Genomic DNA, 15615 nt, shown 5'->3' with positions numbered 1-15615 from the left:
GCCCGTCCAGGGACGGCGTCCTCTCCTACGGCCAGCTCGTCAGGGAGTCCCTCCGCGATTCCATCGTGCCGGACTTGGTGGCTGTCGTCGGCGTGGGAGGGAAAGTTGTAGGAGGCGCCGGAGGCGTGGCTGGCTTCAGGCCAGCGTGACGTGATGACTTTGCCGCGGGTGTAGAAGGAGACGCCTTCGGGGCCGTAGATGTGCTTGTCGCCGAAGAGTGAGGCTTTCCAGCCGCCGAAGGAGTGGTAGGCGACCGGTACGGGCAGGGGCACGTTGATGCCGATCATGCCGACGGTGACGGAGCGCTGGAATTTGCGGGCGTTGGCGCCGGAGGAGGTGAAGATGGCGGTGCCGTTGCCGTAGGGGTTGGCGTTGATCAGGGCGATGCCTGCGTCCAGGTCCTCCACCCGGACCACGACGAGGACCGGTCCGAAGATTTCCTCCGTGTAGGCGGTCATTTCGGTCTTGACGTGGTCCAGGACGGTGGGGCCGACCCAGAAGCCTTCCTTGTGGCCGGGGACCACCAGGTCGCGGCCGTCCACCACCATCGCCGCTCCCGCAGCTTCGGCTTCGGTGACGATCCGGACGATGCGTTCCTTGGAGGCCGGGGTGATGACCGGGCCCATTTCGGCGTCGGGAGCGGTGCCGTTGTTGACCTTGACGGCGAGCGCGCGCTCCTCGACCTTTTTCACGATCAGGTCTGCGGCGTCACCGACGGCGACGGCCACGGAGATGGCCATGCAGCGCTCCCCGGCGGAGCCGAACGCTGCGGCGGCGAGGTGGTCTGCCGCGTTGTCCAGGTCGGCGTCGGGCATGATGATGGCGTGGTTCTTCGCGCCGCCCAGGGCCTGGACGCGCTTGCCGTGCTTGGTGGCGGTCTCGTGGACGTACTGGGCGATCGGGGTGGAACCCACGAAGGAGATGCCATCCACGTCAGGGTGGGTCAGGAGACCCTCGACGGTTTCCTTGTCGCCGTGCAGGACCTGGAAGACGCCGTCGGGCAGGCCTGCCTGCTTCCACAGCTTGGCCAGTAGCATCGACGCGGAGGGGTCCCGCTCGGAGGGCTTGAGGATGAAGGCATTGCCGGTGGCGATGGCCATCGGCGCCATCCACAGCGGCACCATGACCGGGAAGTTGAACGGGGTGATGCCGGCGACGACGCCCAGGGGCTCGCGGAACGAGAAGACGTCGATGCCGGTGGAGACCTGGTCGGAGTAGTCGCCCTTGAGCAGTTGCGGAATGCCGCAGGCGAACTCGATGACCTCCAGGCCGCGGCCGATCTCGCCCTTGGCGTCGGAGAGGACCTTGCCGTGCTCGGCGGTGATCAGCTCGGCGAGCTCGCCAACATGGGACGCGACGAGCTCGCGGAACTTGAAGAGCACTGCGGTGCGCTTGGCCAGGGAGATGTCACCCCAGGAGTCGGCGGCGGCACGGGCAGCGGCAACAGTGGCATCGAGGTCCGCCCGGTTGGCCAGCCGCAGCTCGCCGGAGACGGCGCCCGTGGCCGGGTTGTAGACCGGCTGGGTGCGGGTGCCAACGCCGGCGGTCTCTGCCCCGTTGATGAAGTGGTTGATGGTGGTGGTGACGGTCGTCGTTGACATGGTGTTGGACTTCCTTTGGTCTGTGGGGTCTAACCGAGCAGTTTGCGCTGGCGGTTCTTGTGGTCGGTATAGGTCTTGAAGGCCTGCTGCGTGGAGTCGAGGTCCGAGACCTGGGAGACCGGAACGTCCCACCAGGACTCGGAGCTGGGCGCGTCCAGCAGCGGATCGGATTCGACGTGGATCAGGATGGGCCCGCTGCGTTCAGGCGCGGCCTTGGCGTCCCGGATGGCCTGCTCGAGTTCGGCAATGACCTTCTCCCCCGGTTCGATCCGGATCACCTTCACGCCGAGGCTTTCGGCGTTCAGGGCCAGGTCCACCGGCAGGGTCTCGCCTTCGTCGAAGCTGTGCTGCTCCTCGTTCAGCGCCCGGTACTGGGTGCCGAACCGCTGCGAACCCAGCATCTCGGACAGGGATCCAATGGAGGCGTAGCCGTGGTTCTGGATCAGGACCACAATCAGCTTGATCCGTTCGGCGACGGCGGTCACCAGTTCGGTGTGCATCATCAGGTAGGAACCGTCCCCCACCATGACCACAACGTCGCGCTGCGCCCCGCCGCGCGCGGCCTCTGCCAGCGCTGCACGCTTGACGCCTAGCCCGCCGGGGATTTCGTAGCCCATGCAGGAGTACGCGTATTCCACGTGGTATCCGAAGGGGTCCCGGACGCGCCACATCTTGTGCAGGTCACCGGGCAGGGAGCCTGCGGCGCAGATGACGACGTCCGCCGCGTCCATGGCCCGGGACGTGGCGCCGATGATCTCGTTCTGGGCCGGCAGCGGGGTGAAGCGGGTATCGAAGGCTTCGTCCACCGTGGCGTCCCAGCGCTTCTTCTCCGCGGCGATCGTCGCTTCGAGGTCCGCTCCGATACGGTAGCCGCCCAAGGCCTGGTTCAGCTTGACCAGTGCCTTGCGGGCGTCCGCCACGATCGGCAGCGAAGTGCCATGCTTGTACGCGTCGATGGCGGCGACGTTGATGTTGATGAACTTTACGTCGGGGTTCTGGAACGCGGTCCGCGAGGCAGTGGTGAAGTCCTCATAGCGCGTACCGATGCCGATGATCAGGTCCGCCTCGGCAGCGATGGCGTTGGCCGCCGTCGTGCCGGTGGAACCGATGGCCCCGAGCGAGAACTTGTGGTCCCACGGCAGGACGCCGACGCCGGCCTGGGTGTTGCCCACCGGGATGCCCGTCAGCTCGGCGAACGTCGCCAGCTCCTCGTTGGCGTAGGCGTAGAGGACGCCGCCGCCGGCGATGATCAGCGGGCGCTTCGCGGCACGGATGGCCTCAGCGGCGCGGCGGATGTCCTCGTCTTCGGCCTCGGGGCGGCGGATGCGCCACTCGCGTTCGGCCAGGAACTCCTCAGGCACGTCGAAGGCCTCGGCCTGGACGTCCTGCGGCAGCGAGATGGTCACGGCACCGGTCTCGGCCGGATCCGTCAGGACGCGCAGGCCGTGGTGGAAGGCCGAGAACAGCTGTTCCGGGCGGGCGACCCGGTCGAAGAACTTGGACAGCGGGCGGAAGGCGTCGTTGACCGTGATGTCGTAGGCGTAGGGCTGCTCCAGCTGCTGCAGGACCGGGTCCGCGGCGCGGGTGGCGAAAGTGTCACTCGGCAGCAGCAGCACCGGCAGGCGGTTGGTGGTGGCCAGCGCGGCGCCGGTGAGGAGGTTCGAGGAACCCGGACCGATGGAGGTGCTGATCGCGAACGTCTGGCGGCGCCGGGTGTGGCGTGCGTAGCCGACGGCCTGGTGCACCTGGGCCTGCTCGTTGCGGCCCTGGTAATACGGCATGATGCTCGGATCGAGCTGCTGGTACTGCTTCAACGCCTGGCCGACGCCGGCAACGTTGCCGTGGCCGAAGATGCCGAACGTCCCCGGAATCAGCCGTTCCCGGTACTCAGCGCCCCCGATGGAATCGACCGTGTACTGCCGGGAAAGGTACTCGACGACGGCCTGGGCGACTGTCATTCTGCGTGTTGCTGTTCCTGTACTCATTGAGACGTTACTCCGATACTTTCGCTGATGACTGCAGCACCGGCGACTTGAGCAGCGAGGCGGCGGTGGCGACGGCGCCTGCCACATCGCCGTCGGCCGGGTACAGCAACGTCCGCCCCACGGTGAGGCCCTGGACGCCGGGCAGGGCCAGGGCGGCCTGCCAGCTGGCGAAGACCTCGTCCTGGGTGCCTTCCGGGTCCCCGCCGAGGAGCACGGTGGGCAACGTGGTGGCCGCCATGACGCGTTCCATCTCGGCCACTACGGGCAGCTTCATCCAGGTGTAGGCGCTCGTGGAGCCCAGGCCCTGGGCGATCGCGATGGACTTGATGACCCCGTCCGGGCTGAGGTCGTTGCGGACCTTGCCGTTCTGCCAGATCGAGAGGAACGGTTCCACCATGGCGATCAGCTTGCGTGCGGCGAGGGAGTCGACGGCCCGAGCCGTGGCTTCCAGGGCGGAGGCGGTGTCCGGGTCGCCGAGGCAGATGCGGGTCAGCATCTTGCCGCCGTCGGCGCCCAGGGCTTCCAAGGCTGCGGCCGTGTGGCCGGTGAAGCGGTCATCGATTTCGTTGACGAGCCCGGCCAGGCCACCGCGGTTCATCGAGCCGAAGACCAGCTTGCCTTCGAGCGCCCCCAGCAGGAGCAGGTCGTCCATGATGTCCGGGGACGCGAGGACACCGTCGACGGCGGGATTCGCCAGGGCGATCTGCAGGCGGTCCAACAAATCGCGGCGGTCCGCCATGGCCACCGGATCGTTCCCCACGGAGAGGGCTCCGCGGGCGGGGTGGTCGGCGGCAACGATGAAGTTCTGCACACCGTACTTCAGCCCCGGATGGCGCCGGCGGGTGGCTGCCGCGCGGGCAACGGCGTCGGGGTCTTCGAGCCGGAGGGCGCTCAGGTGCTGGTAGCGGCGGGGATCATCGTTGGCGCTCAAGACGCTGCTCCTTCGGAAACTGTGGTGTGGGACGGGCGTGAGGCGGCGGCACCGGCCAGGGCGGGTACCAGGCGGCCGCGTTCGGCCAGCAGCGAGGTGACTTCCTCCGGCGTCGGCATGGCGTCGGCGCAGGAAAGACGGGAGGCCACAATGGCGCCCGCGGCGTTGGCGTAATCGAGGACCTGGGCAAGCGGCCAGCCGGACAGCAGTCCGTGGCAGAAGGCTCCACCAAACGAGTCGCCGGCACCAAGGCCGTTGAGGGTTTCCACCGGGACCGGCGCGGAGACAACGCGTTCGGTGCGGGTCTTTGCCATCACACCTTCCGGCCCAAGCTTGACGACGGCGATCTCGACGCCGGCGGCCAGCAGCCGGTCGGCCTGTTCGTCAGGGGTTCCTTCGCCCACGGCAACGGCGCATTCCTTGTCGTTGCCGATAGCCACCGTGACGTGCGGCAGGATCTTTGCAACCTCGGCCCGGGCTTCCTCTTCGGAAGCCCAGAACATGGGCCGGTAGTCCAGGTCCAGGATGGTGTACTGGCCTTCCTTGAGACCGGTCCGGGGACGGGCAGCATGGGCGGCCAGGTGGGCCTCGCGGCTGGGCTCCTGGCACAAACCAGTCACCGTCGACCAGAAGATCCCGGCCTCGCGGATGGCTACCAGGTCCAGCTCCGCGGCCTTGATCTGCAGGTCAGGCGCCGTGGGGAAACGCCCATAAAAGTAGAGCGGAAAATCATCCGGCGGCATAATGGCGCAGAACGTCACCGCGGTGGGCCATTCCTTCACCGGCGTAACGAATGTATCGTCCACGTTGAACTTGCGCAGTTCACGGTGGAGGTATTTTCCGAAGGCGTCGTCGCCGGTGCGCGTGATGACGCCTGCGTTGCGGCCATGCCGCGCCGCGGCCACGGCCACATTGGACGGGGAACCTCCGAGGTACTTTCCGAAGGACGTCACGTCCTCCAGATCCACCCCGATGTCGTTCGGGTAGATATCAACGCTGATGCGCCCGATCGTGAGCAGTTCGTGGGTCACGGTAATCGCGGACCTTTCTGGTTTGAGCTCCATACCCCTGTACTGCAAGAGCTAGAGCTCGGGTTCCTGGCCGGGCCCCCGTGAGCGGGGCCACAACCACTACCTTGCCCTAGAATCATTGTCCTGTCAAAGGTTTGTACTGACATATTTACAACCTGCACAACGCGCTGAATTCACGCCCTCGGGATCACTTCCGGGGGACCGCCAGTTCACCCGTGACGTACTGCGCCCGCCCGAAGCCGAACGACCAGTCACCGGCGGCATTCTCCACATATCCGATAAACACGTCCTCACCGGCAACATCAAGTTCCGCCAGTCGGTCGGCGATCGCCGCAAACAGCGATTGCTTGGCCGCCTGGCTCCGGCCGCTTTGGGTAAAGATCTGGATCATCACCACATCGGGGGTGCGCTCGAAGCCGAGTCCCGCATCCTGGGCGACAATCTGGCCCTGCGGATGCTCCGTGAGCACGTGGAAGTAATCGCGCTCCGGGATGGCATACTCCGCGAGGATGGCATCGTGGATTCCCGTGCTCAGGCGCTGCAACTGTTCAGCAGTGCGCCCTTGATTAACATCGATTCGTACCAGCGGCATTTTTTCATCTCCCTGAAGTTTGTCCTGACATACTAACAAACTTTCGAGATAGCCTGCAAGGACAATCCCCAAAACACCCCTTCCCCGCAGGCAGGGCCGGGAGTGTGGTTAAACAACCAGATAGTTGATCAATAAATTCGTTTATTAACCGATCAAGAAAGGCCTGCAGCACGATGAACCCCGACGAGGGCACCCTGGACTCGGCCTTTATGGCCCTGGCCGACCCCGTGCGGCGGCGGATCATCGCCCGGCTCAGCCGCGGGCAGGCCACAGTTAACGAATTGGCGGAACCCTTCGCGATCACCAAACAGACGGTCTCGAAGCACATCCAGGTCCTTGAGCAGGCGGGGCTCGTCACCCGCAGCTGGGAAGCCCAGCGCCGGCCCGTCCACCTGGATCCCGCACGGCCGGAGGCTCTCACAGCGTGGATCGACCAGTACCGGCTGGTCCGCGAAGAGCAGTTCCGCAGCCTGGATGCCGTGCTCAGATCCAATGCCGCAACCGGCGGCAACCACCTAAAGGAAATCATCATGAGCAATCCGCTGAATCTCACCATTCCTGAAGGACTCCCCTTCATCGACTTCGAGCGGGAGTTCGACTTCCCGGTGGCGGACGTCTTCCGCGCTCACAAGGACCCGGACCTCATCGTCCAGTGGCTCGGCCCGCGTGGCATGAAGATGGAACTCAACCACTTCGATTTCCGGACCGGCGGCAGCTACAGCTACGTACACACGGGGCCAGACGGCGTCGCCTACGAATTCAGCGGCGTCTATCACACCGTCCGCGAGAACGAATTCGCCATCCAGACCTTCGAATTCGACGGCTACCCCGACGTGGTCAGCATCGAGTTCCTCACCTTCGAGGATCTCGGCGAAGGCCGATCCCGCGTCCGGGGCCACTCCGTCTACCCCACGCAGGAGGCCCACGACGGCATGGCGCAGTCCGGCATGGAAGGCGGCATGACCGAGGGCTACGAGCGGCTCGACGAACTGCTCAGCGGCGCCAAGGTCTAGAAAAGACCTTAAACGAGTACGACGGCGGCCGGCTACCTTCCCGGAGAAGGTAACCGGCCGTCGTTGTTGCCGGGAAAACCCATGGGCCTCAGTGATGCTTGACACTATCTGAGACCGTGATCTACACTCATGGAATCCATTCCATGGAAACGATTCCATGGACGACCTGGCAGGAATCAGTGCCGGGTAGGCCCACACGAAGGAGTGTCTGCGATGTCCACAGTCACCATCAAGGATGTCGCTGCCCTGGCCGGAGTCTCCCCTGCTACGGCATCACGGGTGCTGTCCGGACACCCCTCGACGTCCAGCGATTCCAGAGCAAAGGTTACCGCGGCCATCGAGCAGTTGGACTTCCGCCCCAACGCCCAGGCCCGCAGCCTCCGATCCACCAGAACCAATGTTGTTGGTCTCCTCGTCTCGGACGTGCGCAACCCCTTTTTCGCCGATCTGGCGCACGCAGTTGAGCAGGCAGCTCTTGAAGCGGGGTACGTCATCCTGCTCGGCAACGCCAACGAACTCGAAGACCAGCAGAACCGCTTCCTCGATACGCTCATTGATCAGCGTGTGGACGGTGTGATTGTGGCACCTCAAGGTGACGGCAGCAGTTCCATCCGTTCACTTCTCAACCGCGGGATCCCCATGGTTTTTATTGACCGAAGCGTGGAGGGTGTTGATGTCCCCAGCGTCACGACGGACAGCCGCGAGGGAATAAAGCAGGCTGTGGCGCACCTTGCGGACCAGGGGCACCGGCGGATCGGCTACATCGCCGGACCGCAATCGATTTCCACGGGCCGGGAGCGCTATGGCGCATACGCTGATGCGCTGCGTGCGGCTGGACTGGATGAGGACCCGGCGCTGACAGTATTCGGAGACTTCCAGATTGCCAGCGGCGCCGCCGCCACTGAACAGCTGCTTCAGCTCACCTACCCGCCCACGGCCATCCTCGCAGCCGACAGCCCCATGGCTGCCGGTTGCGTCTCCAAATTGCATGAGATAGGCCTGCGGATCGGCCATGATATTGCCCTCGTTGCGTTCGACAATATCGATTGGTTTGCTCTGCTCAATCCGCCGTTGAGCGTCATTTCGCACAGCGTTGAAGACATGGGCCGGATTGCCGTCGAGCTATTGGTGAACGTCATCGGCGGCGGCCAACCTGCTTCCGTCTCGCTGCCAAGTGAGCTCATCATCCGCGAGTCCTCCTCCCACCGCTTTCCGTCTCCGCTGAACCCCCAGAGGAATAACTGATATGACTGGTCAATCCGCCAACCGCAACGCCGCGCAGAACCCGGGCCAGCCGCTGGTCACACTTAAAAACATCAGCAAGTCCTTCGGCCCAGTCGCTGTCATCAAAGGCGTCACCGTCAATGTCTATCCAGGCAAAGTACAGGTGCTCCTCGGTGAAAACGGCGCAGGAAAATCCACTCTGATCAAAATCATGGCCGGCGTTTACCAGCCGGATAACGGTCAGATTCTTATTGGCGGCAAGGCTGTCACGCTCCCCAATACCCGTGCGGCAGAAGCTCATGGCATTGCCACCATCCACCAGGAACTGAATCTGGTGCCCAGCATGAGTATTGCTGAGAACATCATGCTGGGGCGCACACCGAAGAAGTACGGCATGGTGGACCGGCGTGAATTGCGCCGCCAAGCCAAGGCTGCCCTGGACCGGATTGGTCTCAACGTTGACGTCGACACTTTGGTCGGTGAATTGGGAATCGCCCAGCAGCAGCTGGTGGAAATTGCCAAGGCGTTGAGTATTGACGCCCAGGTGCTGATTTTGGATGAGCCGACGGCGGCCCTTACCAAGCATGAAACAGAGAACCTGTTCCGGGTCGTCGAGGAGCTCCGGACGCACCAGGTGGGCATGCTGTTCATCAGCCATCATCTTGAGGAGATTGCCGAGATCGGCGATTCCGTCTGTGTCCTGCGCGACGGCGAGTTCATCGCCGAGGTGCCTGGCTCAACCCCCGAAGCCGAACTGGTCCGGCTGATGGTTGGCCGCAGCATCGACGAGCAGTTTCCTCGACGCGCTGAGGAGGACGCCGCAGCCCAGAACGTCCTCAGCGTCGAAGGACTGGGCTCGAAGGGTCGGTTCAGCGATATCTCCTTCAGCGTCAAGGCCGGCGAAATCGTCGGAATCGCAGGCCTGGTCGGAGCAGGGCGAACGGAGGTCATCCGCGCTATCGCCGGCGTCGACCGCCACGACGCCGGTACCGTGAGCATACGCGGCACGAGGCTCCCCAAAGGCGACGTCGGCGCGGCTATTGCTGCCGGCGTCGGTCACGTTCCCGAAGACCGTAAGGTCCAGGGGCTGGTACTGGACGCCTCCGTGAACGAAAACCTTGGCTACGCAACGTTGAAATCCAGCTCGAAGCTGGGCCTGGCGGACTTTGCCGGACAGCGACGCAAGGCCGAGGAGATTGCCAAGACCCTGCGGATCCGGATGCACAACATCGACCAACCCATCAGGTCCCTCTCCGGCGGCAACCAACAGAAAGCTGTCTTCGGCCGCTGGATCATGGCCGGCTCCACGGTTCTGCTGCTGGATGAGCCCACCCGCGGCGTCGATGTGGGGGCCAAAGTGGAAATTTACGAACTGATGAACCAGATCACGGCTGCCGGCGGCGCCGTCGTGATGGTGTCGAGCGAGCTTCCCGAAGTACTCGGAATGAGTGACCGCATTCTTGTGATGCGCGACGGCGAAATTGCCGGCGAACTCTCAGCCGCCGATGCCACGCAGGACGCCGTCATGACACTCGCCGCGCGGGATATGGACCCCCAAACGGATGTAAAGCCATGAACCAGGCCTCAACAACCCCACTGCACTCACAAGACGCGCCAAACCAGATAAGGAAACCCAAAATGTCAACAGCCACCCAGGCCCAGCCTAAGCCGGGCTTCGAGATCAAGAAGTTCCTGGCAAACAATGGCGCTCTGGTGGGCCTGTTGGTCTTGGCCCTCGCACTGTTCATCATCACCCCGGATTTCCTCACCGGCCCTAACCTCCTGAATATTGGCATTCAGGTTTCCACCATTGCCATCCTCGCGTTCGGCATGACCTTCGTCATTGTGGCCGGCGGGATTGACCTTTCAGTGGGCTCCGTGGCAGCCCTCAGCGCCATGGTCTCCGGATACATGTTCGTTTCCTCGGGACTCCCTGGTGGGCTCGCACTCCTGATCGGCCTGCTGACCGGCTTGGTGGTTGGCATGGTCAATGGCCTAGCCAGTTCCTACGGAAAACTGCCATCGTTCATCGCCACTTTGGCCATGCTCAGCATCGCCCGCGGCCTGACGCTCGTCATCTCGGACGGAAAGCCGATCAAAACCGCTCCGGAAGTTTCCTTTCTCGGCGGAAGCATTGGCCCTGTCCCCACACCCATCATTGTGATGGTCATCGCTGCCGGAGTCGCCTCCTTCATCCTGAACCGAACGGTCATTGGCCGCTCCATGTATGCCGTTGGCGGCAATGCCGAGGCTGCCCGGCTTTCCGGCCTGCCAGTCAAACAAATCACCGTGACCGTGTTCGCCTTGGCCGGGCTGTTCGCTGCCTTGGCCGGCCTGCTGCTCGCCGGCCGCTTGGACTCAGCCCAGCCGCAGGCCGCTGCGGGCTATGAACTTGACGCCATTGCCGCCGTCGTCATTGGTGGAGCATCGCTTGCAGGTGGTCTCGGGAGAATCTCCGGAACCATCGTCGGAGCACTCGTGCTCGTGGTCATCCGCAATGGCCTGAACCTGCTGAACGTCACATCGTTCTGGCAGCAAGTAGTGATCGGCCTGGTCATTGCCCTGGCCGTCGGCATCGACGTTCTTCGCCGCAAAACCCGCTCCAGTTAGCAACCTCCCGCGACTTTCATCTGCTCACAACAAACAACCTCCCAGGAAAAAGGAAAGAACAATGAAGCTCTCACTCCCCCGCACCGTGGCCATTGCAGCCACTGCCGCATTGCTCCTCACAGGAACCACAGCCTGCAACCGAGGCGGCGATTCTGCCACCGGCAGCAATCCCAAAGCAGTTCTGGCCCTTTCCACCTTGAACAACCCGTTCTTTGTTGAGGTCCGCGATGGCGCCTTGGCCGCAGCCAAGACGGCCAACATCCAGCTGGATGTTGTTGATGCCCAGAACGATTCAGCCACCCAGGCCAATCAGCTGGCCAACGCCCAGACGGCCGGTGCGAAAGCCGTGATCGTCAACCCGGTCGATTCAGACGCCGCTTCGGCATCCGTATCGGCCCTGACCAAAGCAAACATTCCCGTCGTGGCCGTGGACCGCACGGTTAACGGCGTGACCCTGAGCTCGCTCGTGGCCAGCGACAACGTCGCCGGCGGCAAGCAGGCTGCCATTGAACTCGCCACCGCACTGGGCAACAAGGGCAGCATCATCGTCCTCCAGGGTGTTGCCGGAACCTCCGCCAGCCGCGACCGCGGCGCCGGTTTCGCTGAGGGCATGAAGGCATTCCCGGACATCAAGATCGTGGCTCAGCAGACCGCCAACTTTGACCGGACTGCGGCCCTGGATGTCACCACCAACCTGTTGCAGGCCAACCCCGGCGTCACCGGTGTCTTCGCCGAGAATGACGAAATGGCTTTGGGCGCTGTCCAGGCACTGGGCGCCAAAGCAGGTGCCGATGTCAAGGTCGTAGGCTTTGACGGCACCAGGGATGGGCTTGCAGCCATCAAGAAGGGCACCCTCGTGGCCACCATTGCCCAGCAGCCGGCGAAATTGGGGCAGCTGGCAGTCGAGCAGATCGCCAAGATCCTCAAAGGTGAAAAGGTTGAAGCGGCCGTACCGGTAAGCGTTGTCACCGTGAACAAAGCCAACGTTGGCGAATTCAGCAAGTGACAGAACAGCAGGCCGGGAAAGTCACCGTAGTCGGTTCCATCAACATTGATCAGGTGGTCCGGGTAGGGCGCCATCCGCTCCCGGGCGAGACCCTGCTGGGCAGCTCTATCATGCTGCTGCCCGGCGGCAAAGGCGCAAATCAGGCCGTGGCCGCCGCTCAGTTGGGGGCCACTGTTAGCCTCGTTGGGGCGGTGGGAGGCGATGCGAGCGCCGCCCTGGCCACAAGTCTGCTGGGCAAGGCGGGCGTGGATCTAGGTGGTGTCAGGACGGTGGACGGCCCAACCGGGCTGGCGCTCATCTGTGTAGCGGACGGCGGCGAAAACACCATCGTGGTTATCCCCGGCGCCAACGCCTCGATGGACGCTCAAGCCGTTCAGGCTGCAGCGGCGCAGATAGCGGAAGCCGCCGTCGTGATTTTGCAGGGTGAAATTCCCGCCGACGGAATCGCTGCAGCGGCCGCGTTGGCGTCCGGCCGGGTGCTCTTGAATCTGGCTCCGGTTGTGTCCATTGACGTTGCCGTCATCCGCTCGGCAAATCCCCTGGTGGTCAATGAACACGAGGGCGAGCTGGTGCTTTCACAGCTGGATCCGGAGGCGGTAGATCCCGCCGATGACGAAGCATTGGTCAGTGCGCTCCGGGCGCAGGGCATAGCTTCAGTTGTGCTGACCCGAGGCGCCAGTGGCGCCATTTGTTCGGACGACGCCGGCACGTTCGTCGTGCCTGCCCCGCGGGTCAGCGCTGTGGACAGCTCCGGCGCAGGCGATGCTTTTGTCGGCGCCCTCAGCGTCCGCCTAGCTGCCGGAGAGTCGCTGCTGGACGCTTCGACCTTTGCGGCCAAAGTCGGCGCCTTCGCGGTGCAGGGCCACGGAACCCAGCCTTCGTACCCGAAGCTGTCCGATCTCCTTCCGCAGCCGGCGCAGTGAAACGCGGCGGAATTCTGCATGCCGAGCTCAACGCGGCCGTGAGCCGCCTGGGGCACGGAGATCTGGTGCTGTTGGCGGACTGCGGCATGCCGGCGCCCGCCGGTGTTCCGGTGGTGGATCTGGCACTCATCCATGGTGTGCCCCGTTTCGAACAGGTACTGACTGCTCTCCTGGACGATCTCGTCTTTGAAGGCAGCATCATGGCCCAGGAGGTCCGCGGCACCGAGGCGGAAGGGTGGGTCAGCAGCCGCTTTGAGCAGGTGAGCTACGTCAGCCACAAGGAGCTCAAGGAGCTGTCCGGCTCTGCCAAACTGTTCATCCGCACGGGCGAGGCAACCCCGTACGCCAACGTTCTGCTCGAATGCGGCGTTCCCTTCTAGATTGATTTCCGCTTAAAGTTCAACGGCGGCTGCCCACCTTCGCTTCAAGAAGGTGGGCAGCCGCCGTTGTTATTTCTACAAACGGTGCTAGAGCGTTGCGAAAACTTCGCGCAGCAGCTTGGCGGTCTCGGACGGCGTTTTGCCGACCTTCACGCCGGCAGCCTCGAGGGCTTCCTTCTTGGCCTGGGCGGTTCCAGCGGAACCGGAGACGATGGCGCCGGCATGGCCCATGGTCTTGCCTTCGGGAGCGGTGAAGCCGGCAACGTAGCCAACAACCGGCTTGGTGACGTGTGCCTTGATGTAGTCGGCAGCACGCTCTTCAGCGTCGCCACCGATTTCGCCGATCATCACGATCGCCTTGGTCTCGGGGTCAGCTTCGAACGCGGCCAGGGCGTCGATGTGCGTGGTGCCGATGACGGGGTCGCCGCCGATGCCGATGGCGGTGGAGAAGCCCAGGTCGCGCAGTTCGTACATCATCTGGTAGGTCAGGGTTCCGGACTTGGAAACCAGGCCGATGGGGCCCTTGCCCGTGATGTTGGCCGGCGTGATGCCAACCAGCGCTTCGCCCGGCGTGATGATGCCGGGGCAGTTCGGGCCGATGATGCGGGTGACCTGCTTGCCGTCGGCGTCAACCGTGGACTGGGCCAGTGCCCAGAACTCGGCGGAATCCTGGACCGGCACGCCTTCGGTGATGACGACGACCAGGCCGATGCCTGCCTCGATGGCCTCAACCACGGCGTTCTTGGTGAATGCCGGCGGGACGAAGACGATGGAGACGTCGGCGCCGGTTTCAGCCATGGCTTCCTTGACGGTGCCAAAAACGGTGATCTCGGTGTCGCCGTGCAGGACCGTGGTGCCGGCCTTACGGGCGTTGACGCCACCAACAATGTTGGTGCCGGCCTTCAGCATCAGGGCGGTGTGCTTGGTGCCTTCGCCGCCGGTGATGCCCTGGACGATGACCTTGGAGTCCTTGTTCAGATAGATAGACATGGTGCGTCCCTTTACTTAGCTGCGTTGGCGAGCTCGGCGGCCTTGTCGGCGCCCTCGTCCATGGTGGCGGCCAGGGTAACCAGCGGGTGGTTGGCCTCGGCCAGGATGCGGCGGCCTTCCTCAACGTTGTTGCCGTCGAGGCGGACTACCAGCGGCTTGTTCGCGGAGTGGCCCAGCTCGGCCAGCGCACCAACGATGCCCTTGGCGACGGCGTCACACGCGGTGATGCCACCGAAGACGTTCACGAACACGGACTTGACCTGCGGGTCGCCCAGGATGACGTCGAGGCCGGCAGCCATGATCTCGGCGGAAGCTCCACCGCCGATGTCCAGGAAGTTGGCGGGCTTGACGTTGCCGTGGTTTTCACCGGCGTAGGCAACAACGTCCAGGGTGGACATGACCAGGCCTGCACCGTTGCCGATGATGCCCACGGAGCCGTCCAGCTTGACGTAGTTCAGGTCCTGCGCCTTGGCCTTGGCCTCGAGCGGATCTGCAGCGTCCTTGTCTTCAAGGAGGGCGTGCTTGGCGTGGCGGAAGTCGGCGTTCTCGTCGAGGGAGACCTTGCCGTCCAGTGCCACGATGTCGCCGGCGCCGGTCTTGACGAGCGGGTTGACCTCAACGAGGGTGGCGTCTTCCTTCTTGAAGACGTCCCAGAGCTTGAGGATCACGGCGGCGACCTTGCCGCGCAGTTCCTCATCGAAGCCTGCAGCTGCGACGATTTCGTCAGCCTTGGCCTGGTCGATGCCCACAGCGGGGTCGATGGCGATCTTGGCGAGCGCCTCAGGGCGTTCGACGGCGAGCTGTTCGATTTCCATGCCGCCTTCTACCGAGCACATGGCCAGGTAGTTGCGGTTGGCCCGGTCCAGCAGGACGGAGAAGTAGTACTCCTCGGCAATGTCGGCACCTTGGGCAATCATCACCTTGTTGACGGTGTGGCCCTTGATGTCCATGCCCAGGATGTTGGTGGAGTGCTCAAACGCCTCATCGGCGGTCTTGGCAACCTTGACGCCGCCAGCCTTACCGCGGCCACCGGCCTTAACCTGGGCCTTAACGACAGTTACGCCGCCGATTTTCTCGGCAGCTGCCTTTGCTTCTTCTGGGGTGTACGCCACGATGCCGGCAAGCACGGGTACACCGTGCGCCTCGAACATATCGCGCGCCTGGTATTCAAACAGGTCCACGGTTTAGTGTCCTTCTACGTCGAAGTAGTTTCTGTACAGTCGGGCACCGCCGAAGACGATGACCGGGCTGCGGATTGCCTGCACCTGCGACCCGTCCGGAAACGGGCCCCACAGCGCAATGCTCCATTCGGAACTCTAGCCCTCTCAG

The 15615-nt window shown here is 63.8% G+C and carries 13 protein-coding genes and 2 pseudogenes; 8 read left to right on the top strand and 7 right to left on the bottom strand.

Annotated elements, in window-relative coordinates; genetic code table 11:
• Positions 1-92: 92 nt before the first annotated feature.
• The 5 genes and pseudogenes from NG696_RS07290 to NG696_RS07270 form a co-directional block, all read right to left on the bottom strand.
• A pseudogene (locus NG696_RS07290) lies at positions 93-1601 on the bottom strand (CoA-acylating methylmalonate-semialdehyde dehydrogenase); the annotation flags it as partial.
• A 29-nt stretch (positions 1602-1630) separates the two neighbouring features.
• The gene (iolD, locus tag NG696_RS07285) at positions 1631-3559 is read right to left on the bottom strand and encodes a 3D-(3,5/4)-trihydroxycyclohexane-1,2-dione acylhydrolase (decyclizing) (RefSeq protein WP_252563958.1); all 1929 of its coding nucleotides are present in this window, start codon (positions 3557-3559) and stop codon (positions 1631-1633) included.
• Positions 3560-3593: 34 nt separating this feature from the next.
• Positions 3594-4517 (bottom strand): Cgl0159 family (beta/alpha)8-fold protein, encoded by a 924-nt coding sequence (locus tag NG696_RS07280; protein ID WP_252563961.1) that lies wholly within the window; start codon positions 4515-4517, stop codon positions 3594-3596.
• A complete protein-coding gene (gene iolC, locus NG696_RS07275; RefSeq protein WP_058932781.1) occupies positions 4514-5548 on the bottom strand; it encodes a 5-dehydro-2-deoxygluconokinase in 1035 nt (344 codons plus the stop codon). The genes NG696_RS07280 and iolC overlap by 4 nt, the downstream gene beginning before the upstream one ends.
• 187 nt (positions 5549-5735) lie before the next feature.
• Positions 5736-6140: a tautomerase family protein gene (locus tag NG696_RS07270; protein ID WP_252574958.1), complete on the bottom strand. Its 405-nt coding sequence runs from the start codon at positions 6138-6140 to the stop codon at positions 5736-5738.
• A gap of 173 nt (positions 6141-6313) precedes the next feature.
• On the opposite strand from NG696_RS07270, the pseudogene NG696_RS07265 reads away from it, so the two are divergent.
• The 8 genes and pseudogenes from NG696_RS07265 to rbsD all read left to right on the top strand — a co-directional run.
• Positions 6314-6664 (top strand): annotated as a pseudogene (locus NG696_RS07265) (ArsR/SmtB family transcription factor); the annotation flags it as partial.
• Positions 6665-6670: 6 nt separating this feature from the next.
• Complete coding sequence (locus tag NG696_RS07260) at positions 6671-7153, top strand: SRPBCC family protein (RefSeq protein WP_252574957.1); 483 nt, start codon at positions 6671-6673, stop codon at positions 7151-7153.
• Positions 7154-7366: 213 nt separating this feature from the next.
• Positions 7367-8398: a LacI family DNA-binding transcriptional regulator gene (locus tag NG696_RS07255; RefSeq protein ID WP_252574933.1), complete on the top strand. Its 1032-nt coding sequence runs from the start codon at positions 7367-7369 to the stop codon at positions 8396-8398.
• A gap of 1 nt (position 8399) precedes the next feature.
• Positions 8400-9953: a sugar ABC transporter ATP-binding protein gene (locus tag NG696_RS07250; protein WP_252574931.1), complete on the top strand. Its 1554-nt coding sequence runs from the start codon at positions 8400-8402 to the stop codon at positions 9951-9953.
• 62 nt (positions 9954-10015) lie between these two features.
• The gene (locus NG696_RS07245) at positions 10016-10987 is read left to right on the top strand and encodes an ABC transporter permease (protein WP_252563974.1); all 972 of its coding nucleotides are present in this window, start codon (positions 10016-10018) and stop codon (positions 10985-10987) included.
• A gap of 61 nt (positions 10988-11048) precedes the next feature.
• Positions 11049-11993, top strand: a complete 945-nt coding sequence (locus NG696_RS07240; protein ID WP_252563976.1) for a substrate-binding domain-containing protein — start codon at positions 11049-11051, stop codon at positions 11991-11993.
• Positions 11990-12916 carry a ribokinase gene (locus NG696_RS07235; RefSeq protein WP_252574929.1) on the top strand — a complete coding sequence of 309 codons (927 nt, stop codon included), beginning with the start codon at positions 11990-11992 and terminating at the stop codon, positions 12914-12916. The genes NG696_RS07240 and NG696_RS07235 overlap by 4 nt, the downstream gene beginning before the upstream one ends.
• The gene (gene rbsD / locus NG696_RS07230; RefSeq protein WP_252563982.1) at positions 12913-13296 is read left to right on the top strand and encodes a D-ribose pyranase; all 384 of its coding nucleotides are present in this window, start codon (positions 12913-12915) and stop codon (positions 13294-13296) included. The genes NG696_RS07235 and rbsD overlap by 4 nt, the downstream gene beginning before the upstream one ends.
• Positions 13297-13383: 87 nt before the next feature.
• Here the strand turns inward: rbsD and sucD are convergent, their stop codons facing one another.
• Both sucD and sucC read right to left on the bottom strand, forming a co-directional pair.
• Entirely contained in the window at positions 13384-14286 is a 903-nt protein-coding gene (sucD, locus tag NG696_RS07225; protein WP_058929951.1) for a succinate--CoA ligase subunit alpha, read from the bottom strand.
• An 11-nt stretch (positions 14287-14297) separates the two neighbouring features.
• A complete protein-coding gene (sucC, locus tag NG696_RS07220) occupies positions 14298-15467 on the bottom strand; it encodes an ADP-forming succinate--CoA ligase subunit beta (RefSeq protein WP_252563985.1) in 1170 nt (389 codons plus the stop codon).
• Positions 15468-15615 lie beyond the last annotated feature (148 nt).

The organism is Pseudarthrobacter cellobiosi (genome assembly GCF_023913755.1).
Classification (GTDB): domain Bacteria; phylum Actinomycetota; class Actinomycetes; order Actinomycetales; family Micrococcaceae; genus Arthrobacter; species Arthrobacter cellobiosi.
Note: the sequence above shows the minus strand (reverse complement) of the source record. Positions and strands in the feature narration are given on the sequence as shown.

Bases quoted from the DNA above. Each gene is read 5' to 3' on its own strand.
- iolD (WP_252563958.1), bottom strand. From the start codon at position 3,559: ATGACAGTCGCCCAGGCCGTCGTCGAGTACCTTTCCCGGCAGTACACG.
- NG696_RS07270 (WP_252574958.1), bottom strand. From the start codon at position 6,140: ATGCCGCTGGTACGAATCGATGTTAATCAAGGGCGCACTGCTGAACAG.
- NG696_RS07260 (WP_252574957.1), top strand. From the start codon at position 6,671: ATGAGCAATCCGCTGAATCTCACCATTCCTGAAGGACTCCCCTTCATC.
- NG696_RS07255 (WP_252574933.1), top strand. From the start codon at position 7,367: ATGTCCACAGTCACCATCAAGGATGTCGCTGCCCTGGCCGGAGTCTCC.
- NG696_RS07250 (WP_252574931.1), top strand. From the start codon at position 8,400: ATGACTGGTCAATCCGCCAACCGCAACGCCGCGCAGAACCCGGGCCAG.
- NG696_RS07245 (WP_252563974.1), top strand. From the start codon at position 10,016: ATGTCAACAGCCACCCAGGCCCAGCCTAAGCCGGGCTTCGAGATCAAG.
- NG696_RS07240 (WP_252563976.1), top strand. From the start codon at position 11,049: ATGAAGCTCTCACTCCCCCGCACCGTGGCCATTGCAGCCACTGCCGCA.
- sucD (WP_058929951.1), bottom strand. From the start codon at position 14,286: ATGTCTATCTATCTGAACAAGGACTCCAAGGTCATCGTCCAGGGCATC.